Raw genomic sequence first — 21,415 nt, 5'->3', positions numbered from 1 at the left:
CCAGGTTTTTTATTAGTCTTCCAGCACTTTAAAACGCGGATCATCCGGATCAATGGACAAAATACCCTGCGCTTCTTCTTTCATCGTGGTTTCTTGCGAACGCTGCTCATGTGTACGTTTTTCTTCCAGATATTTATAAATCTCGGTCACCAACTCTTCACAACCTTCGCGATTCAAGGCAGAAATTTCAAAGACCGGGCCTTTCCAGGCAAAACGCTTGATGAAGTCTTTGACCTTTTTCTTGCGTTCGTCTTCTGTCAATACGTCGAGTTTATTGAGTACCAGCCAGCGTGGCTTCTCATACAGACTTTCGTCGTATTTACGCAATTCCTTGATCAGCGCCTTGGCATCTTTAACCGGATCTACCGCCTCATCAAACGGTGCCAAATCAACAATATGCAAGAGCAAACCTGTGCGTTGCAAATGCTTCAAAAACTGTATGCCCAAGCCAGCACCGTCCGCGGCCCCCTCGATCAAGCCAGGAATATCGGCGATGACGAAGCTTTTTTCGTGGCTGACACGAACCATACCCAGGTTAGGGTGCAGGGTTGTGAAAGGATAATCAGCGATTTTCGGGCGCGCATTGGATACCGCAGTAATGAAAGTTGATTTACCGGCATTTGGCAAACCCAGCAGGCCCACGTCGGCCAACACTTTCAATTCCAGGCGCAATTCGCGGCGTTCGCCTTCTTTACCATCAGAGCGTTGACGTGGCGCACGATTGGTGGACGTTTTGAAGTGGATATTGCCCCAGCCGCCCTCGCCGCCTTTGACCAGTTCAACTTCCTGGCCATGTTCGGTCAGGTCAGCAATGACTTCATCGGTATTTCTGTCGCAAATCTGCGTACCAACTGGCATGCGCAGACGGATATCGTCAGCACCTTTGCCATAACAGTCTGCACCACGGCCATTTTCACCATCTTTGGCTTTGTGCAATTTGGAATAGCGATAATCAACCAGGGTGTTGATATTACGGTCAGCTACAGCCCAGATACTGCCGCCACGGCCACCATCACCACCATCGGGGCCGCCGAATGGGCGGAATTTTTCACGACAAAAAGACGCCACACCATTGCCACCGTCACCGGCGATTACTTCAATTCTGGCTTCATCAATAAATTTCATTTTTACCACCTAAAAAAGCTTGTATAAATTTTTGTAGCCTGATGGAACAATAAATTTATACAGGATTTCTTCAAATTAAAAGGGCTAACGCCAAACTGTTTACACAGGGTGTGTTGACTGAGAGGTGAGCTTACGGCAAGATAGTGCCGCAATAAGCTGGAACGGAGACTGATCCAACTAAAAAGGCCCTACCGATGGCAGAGCCTTTTTATCATACTGGCTTGCGCCCTGCTTTGAATTACTTCAATGCATTACGCCGCTGCTGCGTCTGCAACAACAATAGCGAACTGGTGACGTGCTGCACCTTTGATCGCGAATTGTACTTTGCCATTAACCAGAGCGAACAAAGTGTGATCTTTGCCCATACCAACGTTTTCACCAGCGTGTACGCGAGTACCGCGTTGACGAATGATGATACCGCCGGCGTTGATAGCCTGGCCGCCGTAGACTTTAACGCCAAGGCGTTTTGATTCTGAGTCACGACCATTGCGCGTGGTGCCGCCGCCTTTTTTGTGTGCCATTTTTAATTAGCTCCTTAAATACAGGTAGATTGATTGCTGATCTACAGATTAGCCGTTGATAGAAACGATTTGCAATTCAGTGTAGTTTTGGCGATGGCCTTGACGTTTCTGATAGTGCTTACGACGACGCATTTTGAAAATGCGCACTTTGTCGTGACGACCGTGATCTATAACCTTAGCCAGCACCGTAGCACCTGCGACCAATGGAGCACCAAACTTAATGGTCTCACCAGCGCCCAAAGCGAGCACTTGATCAATGGTGATTTCGGAGCCAATGTCTGCAGGTATCTGTTCTACTTTAAGTTTTTCACCAGCGACAACTTTGTATTGTTTGCCTCCGGTTTTTATGACCGCGTACATGTGAAACCTCATCAAATAAATATTAGGGATTTTCTCCCCGCCAGACAAAACTCACCTGGGAAGTCGGGAAAACCCCAAATTGTACATAATCCTGCCAAAAGCGTCAAAGACTATTTGCATATTTTTTCAGCACACCCATGGTAAACAGGGAATTGACCGATAATAACCGGTAATAAATAGAGGAAGCACAAGAGAACTGGTGCATTTCAAGCAAATACCAGCACTGCATCGTATAATCGCGGTCATCCCGGATTCTTATGCAGGTTCTCCCTTGTCTGCCACAAACAACCAAAACCCCATCACCGAACTGATCGCCGTCGATATGGACGCAGTGAATCAGGTAATCCGCAACAAATTGCATTCTGAAGTTGCTCTGGTCAATCAGATCGCCGAATACATTATCAGCGCTGGCGGCAAACGAATACGTCCAGTGCTGGTCTTGCTGGTAGCGAATGCCTTTCAATACCAGGGCAAGCACCATCATGAGCTTGCCGCCATCGTCGAATTCATCCATACAGCTACCCTGCTGCATGACGATGTGGTGGATGAATCGTCCATGCGCCGTGGCCGCAAGACTGCCAATGCCTTGTTTGGCAATGCTGCCTCAGTTCTGGTAGGTGACTTCCTGTATTCACGCGCCTTTCAGATGATGGTTTCCATCAATAGCATGCAAATCATGCAAATTCTGGCCGACGCCACCAATGTTATTGCTGAAGGCGAAGTCTTGCAATTGCTGAATATGCATGATCCTGACGTGACCGAGGAGCGTTATCTGCAAGTAATACGTTCCAAAACAGCCAAACTGTTTGAAGCCGCAGCAGAGATTGGTGCGCTTATCGCTGGTGCCAATCAGGCAGAAATCGAGGCTGCAGGCGAATATGGGCGCTCTTTGGGCACTGCTTTTCAGTTGATTGACGATGTGCTGGATTATTCCGGGAATGCCGAAGACATAGGTAAAAACGTCGGTGATGATTTGCGCGAAGGCAAACCTACCCTGCCGCTGATTTATCTGATGAAAAATGGCAGTGCGGAAGAACGCGATCTGGTACGGGCCTGCATAGAAAACGGCGACGAATCCAAATTTGATGCCATACTGGACGCGATCACCAAGTCCGGCGCACTGGCTTATACGCAAAGTGAAGCTGTCAAGGCAGCCGAGCGTGCGGCAACAGCCATCGCGGACTGGCCGGATAATCAGTACAAACAGGCCATGGTCAAACTGTGCGCCTTTGCCGTAGGCAGGAATCATTAAGTCACGAAATTCGTAGAATTAACAGACTGTTACAAAATCGGGCAGACAGGTAGTCTGCTCAAAATCTGCGCTCTGGCCAGCAAAAAAATGCCTGAAAAAAAATGGCATGGCTATTTGGCGGAAAACGATCTATACAGAGTAAAGAAGTAATGAATCAGTGTCGAAAATGACGGAAATGATTCATTGCCGGATGGCGGTGTAGCCGCAATGCAAATTTTGCCAGATCCAGTGTGGCTACACTATGGAACGACTTTACAAATAACAGGCTTAGTTGCATTATCACAAGGCAACTGATTGTATTGGCAAATTTACTCAAAAGATCCTATGTCCGCAGTCCTACCAAATTCAGCGCCCCAAATGGCAACTCCTGGCTTGGCGCGAGCCTTGATGCAAGCCAATTTATTGACGCCCGCTCAGGTTGAAACTGTGAGCAAAAAAGCACAGGCGGAAAAGATCGGCTTCATTGATGCACTGACGCAAAGTGGCACTGTCAGCGCACGTGATCTGGCGACTTTTTGCTCCGATGCTTTCGGCTACCCCTTACTGGATTTATCGGTCATCAATGAGTCACTGATCCCGGACAAACTGGTTGATCAAAAGCTCATGCAGGCCCAACGCCTGCTGGCGGTAGCGAAAAAAGGTAATAAAGTTTCTTTGGCGATTTCCGATCCGACCAATAATTCAGCTCTGGATCAGGTCAAATTTCAAACCGGTCTTGGTATAGACATTATTGTAGTGCAGCATGATGCCCTGGTTAAGCTGCTGGACAAGCTGGGCAAATCCTCTGAACAAAGCCTGAATGAAATTGGCGGCGATGACTTTGATCTCGAGTTCAAGGAAGATGATCTCGGTGCCGGTGCCGCTGCCGAAGCTCAGGCCACAGAGATTGATGATGCGCCAGTCGTCAAATTCCTGCAAAAAATGCTGATTGATGCCATCAATATGGGGGCATCCGATTTGCATTTTGAACCGTTTGAAAAATTCTACCGCATACGCTTTCGTGTCGATGGTGAACTCAGAGAGATTGCCCAGCCACCGCTGGCCATCAAGGACAAATTATCCTCGCGTATCAAGGTTATCTCCAAACTGGATATTTCTGAAAAACGCGTACCGCAAGACGGTCGCATGAAATTACAGTTATCGGCGAGTAAGTCCATCGATTTTCGTGTGAGCACTTTGCCTACTCTGTTTGGTGAAAAGATCGTTATGCGTATTCTGGATGGCTCTCAGGCGCAAATGGGTATTGATGCCTTGGGCTATGACCCTGATCACAAAGCCATCTTGATGGAAGCCATTCAACGACCTTATGGCATGGTACTGGTTACCGGGCCTACGGGTTCTGGTAAAACGGTGTCACTGTACACTTGCCTCAACGTCATTAATAAACCTGGCATCAATATATCTACGGCCGAAGATCCGGCTGAGATCAACTTGCCAGGTGTCAACCAGGTCAATGTCAATGACAAAGCGGGCCTGACCTTTGCTGCCGCGCTGAAGTCTTTCTTGCGTCAAGATCCTGACGTCATCATGGTGGGTGAAATTCGTGACCTGGAAACTGCCGATATTGCCATCAAGGCTGCGCAAACTGGTCACATGGTGTTTTCCACCCTGCATACCAATGATGCACCTGCTACCTTGACCCGTTTGATGAACATGGGTGTGGCACCTTTCAATATTGCCTCATCTGTCATTTTGATTACGGCACAAAGGCTGGCACGTCGCCTGTGCACCTGTAAAAAACCTGTCGAGATCCTCGACGAGGTCTTGCTGCAAGCCGGTTTCAAGGATGAAGACCTGGACGGCACCTGGAAACCTTACGGCCCTGTCGGTTGTGACCGTTGCAACGGTGGCGGCTATAAGGGTCGTGTCGGCATCTATCAATTGATGCCTATATCTGAAGCGCTGGAGCGCCTCATACTTGCCAGCGCCAGTGCACTGGATCTGGAAGAGCAGGCGCAAAAAGAAGGAATCAGAAATTTACGTCAATCCGGATTGATGAAGGTCAGACAGGGAATGACCAGCCTCGAGGAAGTCCTCGGATGTACCAACGAATAATAAGAGAATAATGATATGGCAACTAATCTGTCAAAATCCGCAAAATCAGGACAAATCAAAGAACATCTGTACGCCTGGGAAGGCAAAGACAAATACGGCAAAGTAGTCAGGGGGGAAACACGCGCCGGTGGTGAAGCGATCGTCAACGCCACCTTGCGTAGACAAGGCATCCTGGTTACCAAGTTAAAGAAGAAAAACTATACCTCTGGCCAAAAAATTACGGACAAGGATATCACCTTGTTTACCCGTCAACTGGCAACCATGATGAAGGCCGGTGTGCCTTTGTTGCAATCCTTTGATATCGTTTCCAAAGGCCACAGCAATCCGTCTGTTTCAAAATTATTGCAGGATATCCGTGGAGATGTCGAAACTGGTACCAGTCTGAATGCGGCTTTCCGTAAATTTCCACTGTATTTCGACCCGCTATTCTGCAACCTGGTGGGTGCTGGTGAACAAGCGGGTATTCTGGAAGAGTTGCTGACCCGCCTCGCCATTTACAAGGAAAAAACGCAGGCGATCAAGGCCAAGATCAAATCGGCATTGACTTATCCTATTGCCATTCTGTCCATCGCTTTTCTCGTTACCGCCGTCATCATGATTTGGGTGGTTCCTGCATTCAAGCAGGCTTTCAGCAGTTTTGGTGCAGAATTGCCAGGACCTACCCTTTTTGTCATGGCCATCTCAGACTTTTTCGTTGAATACTGGTATCTCATCTTTGGTATCACGTTTGGTAGTGTTTACTTCTTTTTCCAGACATGGAGGCGCTCATTAAGTATGCAGCGGGCCATGGATAGATTGTTATTACAAGCGCCTATTTTTGGTGCTGTGATTAGAAAAGCAACGATTGCCCGATGGACTCGTACACTCGCCACCATGTTTGCTGCTGGTGTCCCCCTGGTTGAGTCCCTGGATTCTGTAGGCGGCGCATCTGGTAATGCTGTCTACCTTGATGCCACCATCAAAATTCAAACAGAAGTCAGTACTGGTACGAGTTTGACTGTGGCAATGCAGAATGCCAATGTGTTTCCTCCCATGGTCACCCAGATGGTCGCCATTGGTGAAGAATCTGGTGCGCTTGATTCCATGCTAGGCAAAGTAGCTGATTTTTATGAAGACGAAGTTGATGAAGCAGTAGCGGCCATGTCCAGCCTGATGGAACCTATCATCATGGTGATCCTGGGTGTGGTCATTGGTGGCCTGGTGGTTGCCATGTACTTGCCTATCTTCAAAATGGGTTCGGTTGCGGGATGATGGACGTACTGCTTTTTGCAATGCCGCATGATTATTTGTCCACAATAGCCTTCGGGCTATTGGGACTTCTCATAGGCAGTTTTTTGAATGTAGTGATTTATCGTTTGCCCAAAATCTACTTGCGCGAAGTAGATAATTTTGTTGCTGAGCAACGTAAGGAAACATTGCCGCATCAGGATAAATTCAACCTCATGCTACCCAGATCTGCCTGTCCGCATTGCGGCCATCAGATCACGGCGATGGAAAACATTCCAGTCATCAGCTACCTCGTGATTGGTGGTAAATGCACGGGTTGCAAGGCAAAAATATCCATCCGCTATCCCCTTGTCGAAGCGCTGACTGCCCTGCTGTCAGCAGCCATGATCTGGCATTTTGGCAGTGGTGTGGCTGGCATGGGTGCCGTAATATTTGTCTGGCTCCTGATCGCCATGACCTTTATTGACCTGGATCACAAATTATTACTTGACGACCTGACCCTGAGTTTGCTGTGGATAGGTTTACTGCTCAATCTAAATGGTAACTTCGTCCCACTCAAGGATGCGGTTTTGGGTGCTTGCGCAGGCTACCTGTCGCTATGGTCGATATTTTGGGCTTATAAACTGTTGACGGGCAAAGAAGGATTTGGCTACGGCGATTTCAAATTACTGGCAGCCTTGGGTGCATGGATGGGCTGGACGGTGCTACCTGTCATTATTATGCTGTCTTGCTGCGTTGGTGCAGCCATAGGGATTACACAAATCGTGTTTTCGAAGATGGGTTGGGGCAAAGAAACGGGTTGGAGCTCAGAAATGTCTTTTGGCCCTTATTTGACAGGTGCGGGCCTGATTGCGCTGATTTGGGGCAAGGACATTGTGAATATTTATTTAAGCTCAAATCAATGGCTGGCAATTTCTCACTAGGCCTGACAGGCGGCATAGGCAGTGGAAAAACCACTATCGCCAATATGTTTGCCGAGCTGGGTGCGACGCTAATTGATACAGATCTGATTGCCCATCAACTGACAATACCAGGTGGATTGGCCATACCCGCAATCCGTGAGCTATTTGGTCCTAAATTTATCACTACACAAGGTGCAATGGACAGGGCCGCTATCCGTCAACTGGTGTTTGCCGACACTGAGCAAAAACATAAACTGGAAGCCATACTGCACCCGCTGATACGCACAGAAACCGAACGCGAAGCTGCACAGGCCAAAGGTGATTACCGTATTTTCGTGGTTCCACTTCTAGTTGAATCTGGCAACTGGAAACAACGGGTTGACCGCATTCTGGTGGTTGATTGCGATGAAGAGACGCAGATCAGTCGCGTCATGTCGCGCAATCAGTTAAACAGGGAAGAAGTAATAGCCATCATGCGCAATCAGGCCAGCAGGCAAGACAGACTGACAGCTGCCGACGATGTCATTAACAATGATGGTGATCTGAAAAAGATACAGGACGAGGTTTTGCGTCTGCATCAACGGTATCTGCAGCTTGCTGATTTCAGTAAATAAGTATTTGCGTGCCGAAAGCAACAATTCCCTACAAAAAAAATAATGGAAATCTGCACGCGGTGTTTGTATTTTCACACAGTATGGTTCAGAATCATGTGCAGCTTTGATTAGCACCAAATTTTGACAGGGAAACTATTTTGATTGTTTACGAATACCCTTTTAACGAGCGTATTCGCACGTTATTGCGGCTGGAAGACTTATACGAAAAATTCACGTTTTTCTTACATCAGTCTGACCCCATGCAGCATCACGTTGCCCTTGCCACCATTTTCGAAATGTTGGAAGTCGCTGGTCGTGCCGACCTCAAATCCGATCTCTTGCAAGAACTCGAAAGACAAAGACATACACTCATCAGTTTCAAATCCAATCCCAATGTGCAGGCAGAGATGCTTGACAAAGTATTGGACGATGTAGATCGCGCCAGCAGCGCCCTGGTTGCCAGCACAGGCAAGACTGGACAGAACGTGCGTGACAATGAATGGCTGATGAGTATACGCGGCCGCACCATCATCCCCGGTGGGGCCTGTGAATTTGATCTGCCTAGTTATCACGCCTGGCAAAAAAATACGGCAGAAAAACGCTTCGCCGATATCAGTGCCTGGTTTGCCCCTATCGCCCCCTTGTTTGATGCCATTAATGTAGTATTGCGCCTGTTGCGCGAATCTGGCTCGACATCGAAAGTCATTGCCCAGGCTGGCAGTTACCAGCAGATGCTGCAAGGCAAGGTTTATCAGTTGCTGCGCGTCAACGTCTTGCAAGAACTTGGTGCCATACCTGAAATCTCTGCGAATAAATATATGCTGTGGATACGTTTTATGTCCCAGGATGGCGACATGAAGCCAAAGGCCTATGAAAACGATATCCCGTTTGACCTGACTCTCTGTAATTTCTGAACATGGCTACTTTTGTTGATTGTCCCACCTGCAAAACCAAGGTGGAATGGAAAGAAGCGAACCGCTGGCGTCCTTTTTGCTCTGAACGCTGCAAGCAAATTGACTTGGGTGCCTGGGCTGAAGAGAAATACACTATTCCTGCAGTCAATTTACCTGAAGACCCAGAAGCACTGGTTGAATAAGCCAATTACTTTGGGGGAGTTGACTTGACTCAGCGTTTCTGCGGGATACCGTATTTGCGCAGCTTGGTGGCAATCATCGAGTGAGAAGTTGCCAGGCGCGTTGCCAGTTTGCGGCTGGACGGATATTGCGGATACAGGCTTTCCAGCAAACTGCGCTCGAAAGCGTTCACCGATATTTCCCAACTCTCGGTGGTATCGCTCTTCACCACCTCTGCCGTGATACTACCCTCTGCCCAATCAAGGTCGACAGCATCCAAAATCCGCTGGTCCGACATGGTAATGGCGCGAAACACCACATTCTGCAATTGCCTGACATTGCCAGGCCAATGGTTAGACACCAAAGCCGCACAGGCTGATGAATTCAAACGACACACTGGCTTTTGCGCCTGGGTACAGGCGCGTTCTATGAAATGCCTGGCCAGCGGCAGAATATCGTCAGGCCGCTCGCGCAGGGCTGGCATTTCCAGATGCAAGACATTCAGGCGGTAAAACAGGTCTTCGCGAAAACTGCCTTCCTGCACCATCTTGCGCAAGTTCCTGTGAGTGGCGCTAATGATGCGCACATTCACCTTGACCTCTTTATCACTACCGATGCGACGGAACTTGCCATCATTCAGGAAGCGCAGGAGCTTGGCTTGCAGGTACAGCGACATCTCGCCTATCTCATCGAGAAAGACTGTGCCACCATCCGCCATTTCAAACAGGCCAGGTTTGCCGCCCCGCTGAGCACCTGTGAAGGCACCGGACATATAACCGAATAACTCGCTCTCTGCCAGGCTCTCTGGTAAAGCTGCACAATTCAGCTCCAGGAAGGCGGCAGTGCTGCGGCCACTTACACCGTGGCAGGCCTGTGCCAGCAATTCCTTGCCGGTGCCGGTTTCGCCAGTGATCAACAAAGGGGCATCGACCACGGCCACACGCGCTGCCCTGGTTTTCAGACTGCGGATTTGTTCTGATTCACCGATGATGAAATGAAAGCCACTGCCTTCCGAATGTTGCAGGGCATGCAGGCGCCCACCTATGCGGGTGGGCGCATGAAAGGTCAACACAGCACCTACCGAGCGGCCATGTGCAATATCGACGCCCTGAGGCTCTGATACCGGCGTCACATCCATGAAATAAGGCTCGCCGTTCAGGCTGACTTCACGACTGGGCAGGCGGAAACCGCAACTGACCAGTTCTTCCTGTATTCCGGCATCATCAAGCACCTGATTCAGGCTGCGCTGGCACAGGCTGGCTTCGCTCATGCGGGCTGCCGTAGCAGCCGCGAAATTGGCAATCACGATATGACCGCTGGCATCTATCGCCAGCACCGGGTCTTCCATGACGGCCATCATGGTGTCGAGATTGAGACGCCTGCGTATGCCGGGCAAGACATCCAGCACCTTGATTTCACCCACCCCACGCACAGACTGGCAATCTGCCTGCAATGAGGGGAGCATGAACTCCAGCAGTTCAGGGCTGTCGATATAGATATTGGGTGGATCAACTTCAACCGCCACCACATTGAGCCCTCGACGCGCCAATACTGCCAGTATTTCGTGGGCAATACCTACTCTGTCCTTGAACTGGATATTGATGCGCATGCGTTGCTTTGTGATGAAACGATGAAAGTCTGACTAGACCGAATTAAGCCTGATTAATACGGTTCCGGGATATAACCACGTGGGCGGGCATGCTGGCGACGGAAGGCACTATTGGAAGCCAGGCCACGCAAACGGCCAAGGTCAAATTGCTCCAGTTGCTGCAAGACTGCACGATTGAGCGTCATTTTAACTTGCATCATCAACAAGTCCACGCTTTGCTGGCTGGAAGTACGGGTATTGCGTCTTTCCTGTTGCACTTCTGTCTCTTCTTCCTGAACCGCTTTTTCGATTGCCTTGGCGGCAGCGCGTTCTTCTGCATTCACGAAGCAGCGATAAACATCTGCCAGGGTGATGATGCCATTGCAGTCGCGGCAGTGCCAGGCGTCTTTTTCCTTGCTGTCGCGGCTGACCAGGGCGTCCTTGCTCAGGGTTGCCAATATCGAGCGTATCAGACGTGGGGTCTTGCCTGTGGCCTGTGCCAGCGTGGTGATATTCGCAGTACGCGGCATCACCATCATAATTTGCGCCAGTAATTCTATGGCGGTGTAAAACCGCGCATTCAGGTTGGCATCAGAAAAGACCTGGGTTGATGACAGTAATTCTTCAATTGGATTCATGCCAACTCCTTATGGATAAAAATTGGACTGTTGACGCTGCCGTAACGGTCCATGAATAAACCTTCAGTAGAAATAGCCGGGCGCTTGCCAGAAACCACATCAGCAATGAACTGACCAGAACCACAAGCCATGGTCCAGCCCAGCGTGCCGTGGCCAGTGTTCAGGTACAGGTTGCGATAAGGTGTAGGGCCAATGACAGGGGTGCCGTCCGGCGTCATTGGACGCAGACCAGTCCAGAATTCGGCTTTGCTGACGTCGCCACCACCAGGGAACAAATCCGTCACGGAATGTTCCAGTGTGGCACGTCGGTCTGCACGCAAGTCGAGGTTATAGCCGGTGATTTCGGCCGTACCACCGACACGTATGCGGTCGCCCAGGCGGGTAATTGCGACTTTATAGGTCTCATCCATGACCGTCGATTCCGGCGCTTTTTGTGCGTCGGTAATCGGGACGGTGATTGAATAGCCCTTGATAGGGTAAACAGGAATCTTGATGCCCAATTCTTTCAAGAGAATCGGGGAATAACTGCCAAGTGCCAATACGAAACAGTCTGCCTTGATCTCACCTTCCGAGGTGATGACAGAAGTGATCGTATCGCCGCTCTTGACCAATCTTTGTATAGTGACGCCGTACTTGAACTGAACACCCAGCTCTTGCGCGAATTTGGACAGGCTTTGGGTGAACTTGAAGCAGTCGCCGGTTTCATCACCCGGCAGGCGCAAGGCACCGACAAATTTTTCCTGCACGTTGATCAGTGCGGGCTCCACTTTCAGGCAACCAGCTTTATCGAGCTTCTCAAACGGCACATCATAACGCTTGAGGATGGCGATATCTGCCTCGGCGCCATCCAGTTGTTGCTGATTGCGGAAGAGTTGCAGCGTACCCTGGGTACGCTCGTCATAGCTGATACCTGTATCGCTGCGCAATTGTTGCAAGACATCGCGACTGTATTCAGCCATACGCAACATGCGACCCTTATTGATTTCATAGCGCGTGCTGGTACAGTTCATCAGCATTTGCGTAACCCAGCGCCACATGCTTGGATCAAAGCTGGGCCGGATTGCCAGCGGGCTGTGCTGCATCATCAACCATTTGATGGCCTTCATCGGCACACCTGGGCCTGCCCATGGAGCAGAATAACCAGGCGAAACTTCGCCTGCATTGGCATAACTGGTTTCCAGGCCAGCGGCAGGCTGACGCTCAATAACGGTTACTTCATGGCCTGCTTTGGCGAGGTAATACGCTGACGCTGTTCCGATAACACCTGCACCCAATATAACTATTTTCATTTTTTTCTCCCGGCTTACTGCTGGCTCACTGATGGATTGATCTGTTTGTCTGTTGTGTTCTTAGTTTGTTCTGGCTACTTGCTCAGGCAAGTAGCCAGGCATGCGGAGGCTTAATTGCTATAAGTACGCTCATAGCGGCCTCCCAGACTGGTCAGAATTTCATAGCCTATGGTGTTGGCACGCGCTGCCACCTGGTCCACTGTATTGTCAGCAGAAATCAGTTCTACCAGTGCGCCTGGCTGCAGATGTTCTGCTGCAATGCCAGTCACATCCAGTGTGATGGTATCCATGGAGACATTGCCCACCATGGGCACGGCCTGGCCGGCAATATGAGCAATACCGCGATTGCTGAGGCTGCGCATCCAGCCATCGGCATAGCCGACACCGACGGTGGCTATGCGGGTCGTTTGGCTGCTGCGCCAGGTCGATCCATAGCCGACACCAGTGCCAGCCGGAATTTCACGGGTTTGTATGATGCGGCCTTGCAGATAGGCTACGGCACGCATGGGGTTGGCTTGTCCAGCCACAGGGGCTACGCCATACAAGGCAGCACCAGGGCGAGCAAGATCAAAATGGAAATCTTTACCCAGGAAAATGCCGGAAGAATTGGACAGACTTGCCTTGCAAGCTGGCATGCGCGCGCGCAAGGTGTTGAAGGTAGTTAATTGCTTTTGATTAAAGGGATTTGCCTGGTCTTCTGCACTGACCAAATGACTCATCATGTATTGCACATTGATGCCATCCAGAAGCTGTGGTGTGGCAAATAATGCTTCTGACTCAATAACAGACAAGCCCATGCGCGCCATGCCGGTGTCAAATTGCAAGATGGCGGGCAAGGCACGTTGTGCTTTCGCAACGAGTTGCTGCCAGGATTTTATCTGCTCAAGACTGTTTAGTACTGGTATGCATTGATTTTCCAGAAATTCTTCTTCATAACCAACCGGAGAACCATGCATGACGTAGATCGTGGCATCTTTTGGCAAATGTGGCCGCAAGACAATTGCCTCTTGCAGATGCGCTACAAAAAAATGCCGGCAAGATGCGGCCAATAATGCCTGTGCGACAGGCACCACGCCCAAGCCATAAGCGTCTGCCTTGACAGCCGCACCACATTGCACTGTCCCTAATAATTCTTGCAAAAGGCGATAGTTATCCTGTATTGCCCTAAGATCAATACGAAGAACTGCACCTGCTTTTCCAGCTACTTGCATCATATTTCACCACTCCATCACAAAAGCTAACGTGATTAGTTGAAGCAATCCTTGTGCCAAAAAAAATTATTGAATAAATTCAATTACTTGCAAAGATATCTTAGAGAAAATACGCATAACTGTATCGAAATCAATACAATCAGAACGACTGCCCACTGCCAGTGTAGAGTATGGCCTCGGTATTGTACAAAAAATGACACGGTGTATTCATTTAAATACACTGTATCAGAATAAATACAAGCAATCATTTGCGAAACAGAGACGCATAATTAACGCCCCCAGAAATTCAGGCAATTGTGGAAACTACGCAATAGAAAACAGTTGAAAACTGATGAAATAAGCCTTCGTGTTTTGAAACTGTCATAAATCCATGTGCATAATGTCAGTGTAATAAATTAATATGCCGAGAATATTACCTAATGGAAATTAAACGTGTACTTGGACCACTGCTTGCTGTGGTCTTGCTATTGGGCATAGGTGCTGCAACTTATACCTCCTATCAAAAAAACCATGCGGTAGAAGCTGCGAAACTGGCTTCTGCCGCCATACTCGACATCAAGGGTATGGTAGGTTCAGAGAAAGAATCTTATTTCAGTGATCCCCGGGTCATAGAAATCCTGGCAAAAAAAGGCTTTCGCGTCAAAGTCGAAAAAGTGGGCTCAACAGAAATTATTTCACGCGATTTCAGCAGCTATGACTTTGCCTTCCCCGCTGGCGCACCAGCTGCGTTGGCCCTGCAAAACAAGGCCAGGGCAAAACAGGTCTACCCGACTTTCTTTACACCCATGACCATCGCCTCATGGGGGCAACTGATCCCAACACTGGAAAGCGAGGGCATCGTCAAAAAAGTGAATGACGCCTACTTCATCATAGACATGAAGAAATTGCTCAGCCTCAGCGAAAAAGGCACGCGCTGGCGCGAACTAAAGGACAATGCTGCCTATGCCACAGGAAAAAGTATCCTGATCAGCTCTACCGATGTCAGGAAATCCAATTCCGCAGCGATGTACCTGTCACTGGCCAGCTATGTCGTCAACGACAATAATGTGGTCGACAATAATGAGCAAGTTAACAGAATCCTGCCATTTGTGTCTTCCCTGTTTTTGCGCCAGGGCTTGCAGGAATCCAGCAGTGCGGGGCCATTTGAAGACTACACAACCATGGGTATGGGCAAGGCACCTTTGGTCATGATCTATGAAAGCCAGTTTCTCGAATATCAATCGAAGCGCCCCAAGCCAAATGCCGACATGGTGTTGTTGTACCCTCAACCGACTATCTACACCAAGCACATACTTGTCCCCTTCAATGAAAACGGCCGTCGTCTTGGTGAGTTTCTGGCGAATGACGTGGAATTGCAAAAACTGGCTGCTGAATATGGTTACCGCACGGCCAGCACAGAACATTTTGGTGAATTCTTGAAGCGTAAGAATTTACTGGCCCCCACGTCCCTGGTGGATGTCATCGACCCACCCAGCTTTGAAATCCTGGAACGCATGATCCAGGCCATAGAAAAAAAATTCCAGTAATGCTCACTTCCTTATCGAGGACAAGAAATGACTGACACCACGACACAAGAAAGTACGATGACTTTGACGCCACCGGAAGTCTTGAGCCCGGTTGCAGAAAAAAAAGCACCGGAAATGGTGCCACTGAAAGCTGAAGTGCAAGAAAAGATCGATGTCCAGGTCCTTGCTTACATAGATAGCATTTTAAAAGAAGATGTGCACAGCAGCGACTTTCAGGCCAGGCTGGATTCTGCCTTTCGCCTGGGCAAGGAAGAAATTTCAAATGCAGCATCCTTGATGACTGGCCGCTTCATGGAGCGCAATTTTGTTGGCATAGAAGATTCGGCAGCCTTCAAATCAATACAAGACATGCGCAGCATGCTGGACGAGCTTAATCCTGGCAAACAAGGGGACTTGTTAAGCCAGAATAAAATTCTCGGACTCATCCCTTTTGGTAACAAACTACAGGCCTACTTTCGCAAATTTCAGACTGCAGGATCGCAGTTGCAAGCGCTGATGACGCAATTGTATGCCGCACGTGACGACATGCAACGGGATGCGAATGAAATCGAAATGGTAAAGACCAAACTCTGGGATGCCATGCAAAAGCTCAAGGGGGCCATCTATTTCGCCGAACAACTGGACGGCCATGTGGCCACTCACATTGCGACGATCAAAGACAGCGACCCGCTACGCGCCAAAGCTTTGGAGCAGGAAGTGTTGTTCTATGCCCGACAAAATCTGCAAGACATGCAAACCCAGATGGCGGTCAACGTCAACGGCTACCTATCCATGGATTTGTTGAAGAAAACTGCAAGGGAAATGATGAACGGCTGCAATCGCGTCGCCACCACAGGCATGTCAGCAATGGCCACGGCACAGACCGTGGCACGCGCTACCGGGAATCAAATACAAGTCATGGAAATGCTCACCGGAGTCAGTGAAACCATAGGTGAACTGGTCACTGAAACAACACGGCAGTTAGGCCGCCATGTTGAGAAAACAGGGGAATTTGCCGCCAACCCTTTGATAGGCGTCCAAAAGATACAGGAAATGTTCGACAACACCTTCAAGGCAATGGATGCGATGGACAATTTCCGCTCAGTAGCGATTGGCAATATGGAGAAGAACAATCATATGCTGAAAGAGCAAATTGCACGTACTGAACAATACATGGACAAAACCCGGGCTGAACAAGTACGCACATCCAATCTGACCGTGGCAAGCGATGGCCCCGTCAAACTCTAGGAGTGCTACATGAGATTTTTGTCGACCTGGATCACACTGCTGGCTTTCCTGTCCATGGTTGCCTGCAAGGATAGCAAAAATACGCCAGCCGCAGCAGCCAATACCTTAACTGTCATGGCAGGGTCTGAACTCAAGGATATAGAACCCTTGCTACCTGCCATTACCAAGGCCACCGGCATACAGTTGCAGCTTCAATATACAGGTACGCTGGAGGCTGTAGAGAAATTGCAGTCTGGCCAGCAAACCGATCTCGCCTGGCTGTCCAGCAATAAATATGCAATGCTGATACCTGCCGCCAAGACACGTTTACTGGCATCCGAGAGAACCATGTTAACCCCGGTGGTGCTAGGTTTAAAGGAAAGCAAGGCGAACGAGCTGGCCTGGAATAATAATCCTAAAGTCAGCTGGAAAGAGATTGCCGAAGCCGCAAAAAAAGGGAAATTTACTTTTGGCATGACTAGCCCCTCATCCTCGAACACAGGCTTTTCCGGCTTGCTGGGACTGGCTGCAGCACTCTCTGGTCAGGGCGACGCACTGGAAGAAAAAGACATCGACGCAAAGAGCCTGAGTTCTTTTTTTCAGGCGCAAAGATTGACCGCTGGCAGCTCAGGCTGGCTGGCCGAAGCATTTTTACGAGAACAAGATAAAGTCGACGGCATCATCAATTATGCCTCCACCTTACAAACACTGAACCGCAATCCCTCACTCAAAGAAAAGCTGATACTCATCTATCCGCAAGATGGCATCGTGACGGCAGACTATCCATTGATGTTGATTAATCCAGCCAAGCGTGCATCCTACGACAAACTAATCAGTTATTTGCGCGGGACAGAGTTTCAGCAAGCCATGTATGACTCAACCTTGCGTCGCCCGGTCAATCCGGACGTGGTCGTCACTGACGTCCCGAAACAAGCCCTGGTGGAACTCTCTTTTCCAGCCAAGCTGAGTGTCGTTGATGCCATACTGACAGCCTTTGACAACCATTTGCGCTTACCCACGGACAGCAGTTTTGTCCTCGACACCAGTGGCTCCATGCAAGGCGACAGGATCAGGGATTTGAAAGCAGCTATGCATGGCCTGTCAGGCTCAGATACATCCATCAGTGGCCGGTTTGCCAGGTTTCGCAATCGTGAGCGAATCATCATCCTGCCCTTCAACGGCGTGGTTGAAACTCCGGCAAGTTTTGACATGGGGAATCAGGAAAAAGAAAATCAGTCAACACTGACTGCCTTGAATGCACGCATACAAGAGTTGCGGGCCAAAGGTGGTACGGCTATTTTTTCAGCCACCCAACATGCATACACAGATGCACTTGCCCGCAAGCGTGCAGATCCTGGCCGCTTTTATTCCATCATCGTCATGACTGATGGATTGAATAATAATGGCATGGACTATCAGCAGTTTGCCCAGTGGTACAAGTCGCTGCCTGAAGAAGAAAAAGGTATCAAGATTTTTACTGTTCTGTTTGGCGAAGCCGCGCCTGAAGAATTGAAAAATCTGGCCGATCTGTCGGGAGGTAGAATGTTTGACAGTCGCAAAACCAGTCTTCAATCCATCTTTAAAGAAATTCGTGGTTACCAATGATGCAGTCACTGAGCTTCAAAATGCGCGTAATGCTGTTTTTATACAGCACCCAGAATTTACTGGGATGTTGCCTGGCCCTCATGGGGCTTGCCATGTTTTTTACTGGCATCATCTCGGACTGGTGGCTACCTATCGTTGCAGGTTTGTATGCAGTGGCCTGGCTGGCGATACCCGCAGATAAGGAACTGGAACTGCAAATCAAGAGTGAAAACTCACAAAACAATCTAACCGAGAGTATCGATGCCTTGATACGAGAGTCCAGTACACGCTTGCCTCATGAAGCAGTAGTAAAATTGCACAGGATACAAAGTACCTTGCAAGAACTGGCACCCAGGATTTTCTCTGGCGAGGTAGCGATGAACTATGTCAGCTTGCTTATCAATGCTGTCAATCGCGACTTGCCTCAAACCATAAAAAACTATGTGCTTTTGCCTACTGCCTTTGCCAGCATGCATGCGATAGAAAATGGCAAGACCTGCAAGCAATTACTGATTGAGCAACTGGATTTATTGGAAACCCAACTGGCAAAAATCGCCACCGACATTTATAAGAATAATGCTGAGTCCTTATTGATTAATGGCGAGTTTTTGAAAGAAAAATTCCACACCATGAGCTTCATTCATTGAGCACTGTGGTACTCAAATATCAGACAGATTTTGCTCTTCGCTGCGCCAAAGATCCAGCCATTCCAGCAAGGGTATGGTGGCAGGCAATAAAGGCGTGAGACCGACGCTGCCCTGCCATGCAAAGGCTTGCCCTTCCAGGCTCTGCGGTTCGCCCTGCCAATCGCGGCTGATATAGAAGTGCAGCCTGACATGGGCATGCGGGTAGATGTGTTCAACGCCGCACCAGGGTTCGGCCGTCAACACTTGTATGCCCAGTTCTTCGACAAATTCGCGTTTGAGTGCATCGAGTATGGATTCATCAGGCTCAACCTTACCGCCTGGAAATTCCCAATAACCTTCATACGGTTTGCCAGCGGGACGCTGCCCCAGCAAGACATCGCCATTGGCTTTCATCAGAATGCCGACGGCGACATCCACAGGTTTTGCAGCCATCTCAGGACTCCGCCAGCTTGCCAGCATAATCGCGGGCAAATTGCCAGGCCACGCGACCAGAACGTGATCCGCGCTGCAAAGCCCAGCGCAAGGCATCGCCACGCGCTTCTTCAACTTTTTCAGCATTACAGCCCATGCTACCCAGCCAGTAAGCGACGATGTCGAGGTAATCGTCCTGCTTGAAAGGATAGAAAGATACCCAGAGACCAAAGCGTTCGGACAAAGAAATTTTTTCTTCTACCGTTTCGCCCGGATGCAGGTCACCATCATCACTATATTTATAACTGGCATTGTCTGACATTTTCTCAGGCAGCAGATGGCGGCGGTTAGAAGTCGCGTAGATCAGCACATTGTCAGACTGGGCAGAAATACTGCCGTCGAGCGCGACTTTCAACGCCTTGTAACCGGCTTCACCTTCTTCAAAGGAAAGGTCGTCGCAGAAGACAATGAAGCGCTCAGGACGTTCTGCGATCAGGTCGACAATATCCGGCAAATCAGCGAGGTCAGCTTTATCGACTTCGATCAGGCGCAAACCCTGGTCCGAAAACTGGTTCAGGCAAGCCTTGATCAACGACGATTTTCCTGTACCACGGGCACCCGTCAGCAAGACATTATTGGCAGGTTTTCCGTGGACGAATTGTCTGGTGTTTTGTTCTATCTGCGCTTTTTGTGCGGCAACATTGCGCAAATCATCCAGCACAATAGTCGAGGCATGACGCACGACTTGCAAATAACCCTGTCCGCCACGCCCACCACGCACTCTCCAGCGGTAGGCAAAACCCAGATTCCAGTCTGGTGCAGGTGTGCTGGCTGGCAATATGTTTTCCAGCCTGCCAAGCAAATGCTCGGCACGCAATAGAAACTGATCAAGCTGCGTCATTGTCTATCCAGATCAGGAGCGGTAGTCGGCATTGATAGATACATAGTCATGCGACAAGTCGCATGTCCAGACCGTCGCTTCTGCATCGCCACGTGCCAATTTGACGCGTATGGTAATCTCGCTCTGCTTCATGATGCGCTGACCATCTTCTTCACGGTACTCAGGATTACGTCCACCGTTTTTGGCAACCCAGACATCATCCAGATACAGGTTCAGCTTACCGACATCCAAATCATTCACACCGGCATAACCGATGGCTGCCAGGATGCGGCCCAGATTTGGGTCAGAGGCAAAGAAAGCGGTTTTCACCAGCGGGGAATGGGCAATAGAGTAAGCGATCTTGCGGCATTCTTCTACATCACGGCCTTCTTCCACCGCAATCGTCATGAACTTGGTCGCGCCTTCGCCATCACGGATAATCATGTGTGCGAGTTTTTGCGACAGCGCAGTCACGGCTTCTGCCAGCGCTGCATATTCAGGTGTCTCGACATCATTGACTTCAACTTCACCCGCACCAGTAGCGATGAGCATGAAGGAATCATTGGTGGAAGTGTCACCATCTATCGTGATGCAATTAAAAGACTTGTCAGCCGCTTGCTTGACCATATGATCAAGCACATTTTGCGCAACCCTGGCATCAATCGCCAAATAACCAAGCATGGTCGCCATATTGGGTTTGATCATGCCCGCACCTTTGCTGATGCCTGTCATGGTTACGGTTTTGCCGCCAATTTCTACTGTCGCCGATGCCGCCTTGGGCTGGGTATCGGTCGTCATGATGGCAGTCGCGGCATTAAACCAGTTATCGGCTTGCAGGTTTGCTATCGCTGCTGGCAACCCGGCAACCAGCCTGTCAACAGGCAATTGTTCGAGGATCACGCCAGTCGAAAATGGCAGAATTTGAGAAGCTTCGCAGCCCAGCAATTCTGCCAGTGCCGCACATGTTGCATTCGCTGCAGCCAGGCCAGCATCGCCCGTACCGGCATTCGCATTACCAGTATTCACCACCAGCGCCCGGATAGGGCTCGATGCCATGTGCAAGCCTTCCAGATGGGCCTTGCAAACTTGCACGGGTGCCGCGCAAAACCGGTTGGTCGTAAATACGCCGGATACAGTTGCCGTAGGGGCCAGTTCCATGACCAGTACGTCTTTGCGATTGGGCTTGCGTATGCCAGCTTCGGCATAGCCCAGACGCATGCCAGCTACGGGTTTCAAATCTGCAGCCACAGGGATGGGGGAATTAACGGCCATGGTTTTTCCTTGCGTTGAAATCAAGCCGATATTGTAGGGCATTTTGTTGCACTGC

At 49.6% G+C, this 21,415-nt stretch carries 21 protein-coding genes; 11 read left to right on the top strand and 10 right to left on the bottom strand.

Going from position 1 to position 21,415, the window contains the following annotated elements; genetic code table 11:
- Positions 1 to 12: 12 nt before the first annotated feature.
- The 3 genes from obgE to rplU form a co-directional block, all read right to left on the bottom strand.
- On the bottom strand, positions 13 to 1,125 hold the full coding sequence (gene obgE / locus Q8K39_RS02335) for a GTPase ObgE (protein WP_305258138.1): 1,113 nt from the start codon (positions 1,123 to 1,125) through the stop codon (positions 13 to 15).
- A gap of 251 nt (positions 1,126 to 1,376) precedes the next feature.
- The gene (rpmA, locus tag Q8K39_RS02330) at positions 1,377 to 1,646 is read right to left on the bottom strand and encodes a 50S ribosomal protein L27 (RefSeq protein ID WP_186952092.1); all 270 of its coding nucleotides are present in this window, start codon (positions 1,644 to 1,646) and stop codon (positions 1,377 to 1,379) included.
- A 48-nt stretch (positions 1,647 to 1,694) separates the two neighbouring features.
- A complete protein-coding gene (gene rplU / locus Q8K39_RS02325; protein ID WP_110255243.1) occupies positions 1,695 to 2,006 on the bottom strand; it encodes a 50S ribosomal protein L21 in 312 nt (103 codons plus the stop codon).
- A gap of 271 nt (positions 2,007 to 2,277) precedes the next feature.
- Here rplU and ispB point away from each other — a divergent pair, with 271 nt between their 5' ends.
- The 7 genes from ispB (at position 2,278) to Q8K39_RS02290 (ending at position 9,131) form a co-directional block, all read left to right on the top strand.
- The gene (gene ispB / locus Q8K39_RS02320) at positions 2,278 to 3,258 is read left to right on the top strand and encodes an octaprenyl diphosphate synthase (protein ID WP_305258137.1); all 981 of its coding nucleotides are present in this window, start codon (positions 2,278 to 2,280) and stop codon (positions 3,256 to 3,258) included.
- Positions 3,259 to 3,582: 324 nt separating this feature from the next.
- On the top strand, positions 3,583 to 5,313 hold the full coding sequence (pilB, locus tag Q8K39_RS02315) for a type IV-A pilus assembly ATPase PilB (protein ID WP_186952091.1): 1,731 nt from the start codon (positions 3,583 to 3,585) through the stop codon (positions 5,311 to 5,313).
- 15 nt (positions 5,314 to 5,328) lie between these two features.
- Entirely contained in the window at positions 5,329 to 6,564 is a 1,236-nt protein-coding gene (locus Q8K39_RS02310; protein WP_186952090.1) for a type II secretion system F family protein, read from the top strand.
- A complete protein-coding gene (locus Q8K39_RS02305) occupies positions 6,561 to 7,463 on the top strand; it encodes an A24 family peptidase (RefSeq protein WP_305258136.1) in 903 nt (300 codons plus the stop codon). The genes Q8K39_RS02310 and Q8K39_RS02305 overlap by 4 nt, the downstream gene beginning before the upstream one ends.
- Positions 7,442 to 8,056 (top strand): dephospho-CoA kinase, encoded by a 615-nt coding sequence (gene coaE, locus Q8K39_RS02300; protein ID WP_305258135.1) that lies wholly within the window; start codon positions 7,442 to 7,444, stop codon positions 8,054 to 8,056. Before Q8K39_RS02305 ends, coaE begins: the two co-directional genes overlap by 22 nt.
- A gap of 137 nt (positions 8,057 to 8,193) precedes the next feature.
- The gene (zapD, locus tag Q8K39_RS02295) at positions 8,194 to 8,949 is read left to right on the top strand and encodes a cell division protein ZapD (protein ID WP_305258134.1); all 756 of its coding nucleotides are present in this window, start codon (positions 8,194 to 8,196) and stop codon (positions 8,947 to 8,949) included.
- Between the two features lie 2 nt (positions 8,950 to 8,951).
- A complete protein-coding gene (locus Q8K39_RS02290) occupies positions 8,952 to 9,131 on the top strand; it encodes a DNA gyrase inhibitor YacG (RefSeq protein WP_186952086.1) in 180 nt (59 codons plus the stop codon).
- Between the two features lie 29 nt (positions 9,132 to 9,160).
- On the opposite strand, the gene Q8K39_RS02285 is transcribed toward Q8K39_RS02290, so the two are convergent.
- The 4 genes from Q8K39_RS02285 to alr all read right to left on the bottom strand — a co-directional run bounded on the left by Q8K39_RS02285 (position 9,161) and on the right by alr (position 13,837).
- Positions 9,161 to 10,717 (bottom strand): sigma-54-dependent transcriptional regulator, encoded by a 1,557-nt coding sequence (locus Q8K39_RS02285; RefSeq protein WP_186952085.1) that lies wholly within the window; start codon positions 10,715 to 10,717, stop codon positions 9,161 to 9,163.
- A gap of 53 nt (positions 10,718 to 10,770) precedes the next feature.
- Positions 10,771 to 11,334, bottom strand: a complete 564-nt coding sequence (locus Q8K39_RS02280) for a hypothetical protein (RefSeq protein WP_305258133.1) — start codon at positions 11,332 to 11,334, stop codon at positions 10,771 to 10,773.
- On the bottom strand, positions 11,331 to 12,623 hold the full coding sequence (locus Q8K39_RS02275; protein ID WP_305258132.1) for a D-amino acid dehydrogenase: 1,293 nt from the start codon (positions 12,621 to 12,623) through the stop codon (positions 11,331 to 11,333). Before Q8K39_RS02275 ends, Q8K39_RS02280 begins: the two co-directional genes overlap by 4 nt.
- Positions 12,624 to 12,733: 110 nt before the next feature.
- Positions 12,734 to 13,837: an alanine racemase gene (alr, locus tag Q8K39_RS02270; protein ID WP_186952082.1), complete on the bottom strand. Its 1,104-nt coding sequence runs from the start codon at positions 13,835 to 13,837 to the stop codon at positions 12,734 to 12,736.
- Positions 13,838 to 14,253: 416 nt separating this feature from the next.
- Here alr and Q8K39_RS02265 point away from each other — a divergent pair, with 416 nt between their 5' ends.
- Genes Q8K39_RS02265 through Q8K39_RS02250 form a run of 4 tightly spaced genes read left to right on the top strand, consistent with a single transcriptional unit; the run spans position 14,254 to position 18,797 of the window.
- Positions 14,254 to 15,360 (top strand): hypothetical protein, encoded by a 1,107-nt coding sequence (locus Q8K39_RS02265; protein ID WP_305258131.1) that lies wholly within the window; start codon positions 14,254 to 14,256, stop codon positions 15,358 to 15,360.
- A 27-nt stretch (positions 15,361 to 15,387) separates the two neighbouring features.
- Positions 15,388 to 16,587, top strand: coding sequence for a toxic anion resistance protein (locus Q8K39_RS02260; RefSeq protein WP_305258130.1), 1,200 nt, complete (start codon positions 15,388 to 15,390; stop codon positions 16,585 to 16,587).
- 9 nt (positions 16,588 to 16,596) lie between these two features.
- The gene (locus Q8K39_RS02255) at positions 16,597 to 18,171 is read left to right on the top strand and encodes a VWA domain-containing protein (protein WP_305258129.1); all 1,575 of its coding nucleotides are present in this window, start codon (positions 16,597 to 16,599) and stop codon (positions 18,169 to 18,171) included.
- Positions 18,172 to 18,191: 20 nt separating this feature from the next.
- Positions 18,192 to 18,797 (top strand): hypothetical protein, encoded by a 606-nt coding sequence (locus Q8K39_RS02250; RefSeq protein ID WP_305258128.1) that lies wholly within the window; start codon positions 18,192 to 18,194, stop codon positions 18,795 to 18,797.
- Between the two features lie 12 nt (positions 18,798 to 18,809).
- Here Q8K39_RS02250 and Q8K39_RS02245 read toward each other — a convergent pair whose 3' ends face one another.
- The 3 genes from Q8K39_RS02245 to argJ are packed head-to-tail and all read right to left on the bottom strand — an operon-like array spanning position 18,810 to position 21,360.
- On the bottom strand, positions 18,810 to 19,229 hold the full coding sequence (locus Q8K39_RS02245; protein ID WP_186952078.1) for an NUDIX domain-containing protein: 420 nt from the start codon (positions 19,227 to 19,229) through the stop codon (positions 18,810 to 18,812).
- A gap of 1 nt (position 19,230) precedes the next feature.
- Complete coding sequence (locus Q8K39_RS02240) at positions 19,231 to 20,109, bottom strand: ATP-binding protein (RefSeq protein ID WP_305258127.1); 879 nt, start codon at positions 20,107 to 20,109, stop codon at positions 19,231 to 19,233.
- A 12-nt stretch (positions 20,110 to 20,121) separates the two neighbouring features.
- Positions 20,122 to 21,360 (bottom strand): bifunctional glutamate N-acetyltransferase/amino-acid acetyltransferase ArgJ, encoded by a 1,239-nt coding sequence (argJ, locus tag Q8K39_RS02235; protein WP_305258126.1) that lies wholly within the window; start codon positions 21,358 to 21,360, stop codon positions 20,122 to 20,124.
- Positions 21,361 to 21,415: the final 55 nt, after the last annotated feature.

This window comes from Undibacterium sp. (assembly GCF_030683615.1).
GTDB lineage: Bacteria > Pseudomonadota > Gammaproteobacteria > Burkholderiales > Burkholderiaceae_D > Undibacterium > Undibacterium umbellatum.
The sequence above is the reverse complement of the archived record's forward strand: the minus strand, read 5'-3'. Positions and strand labels throughout refer to the sequence as shown.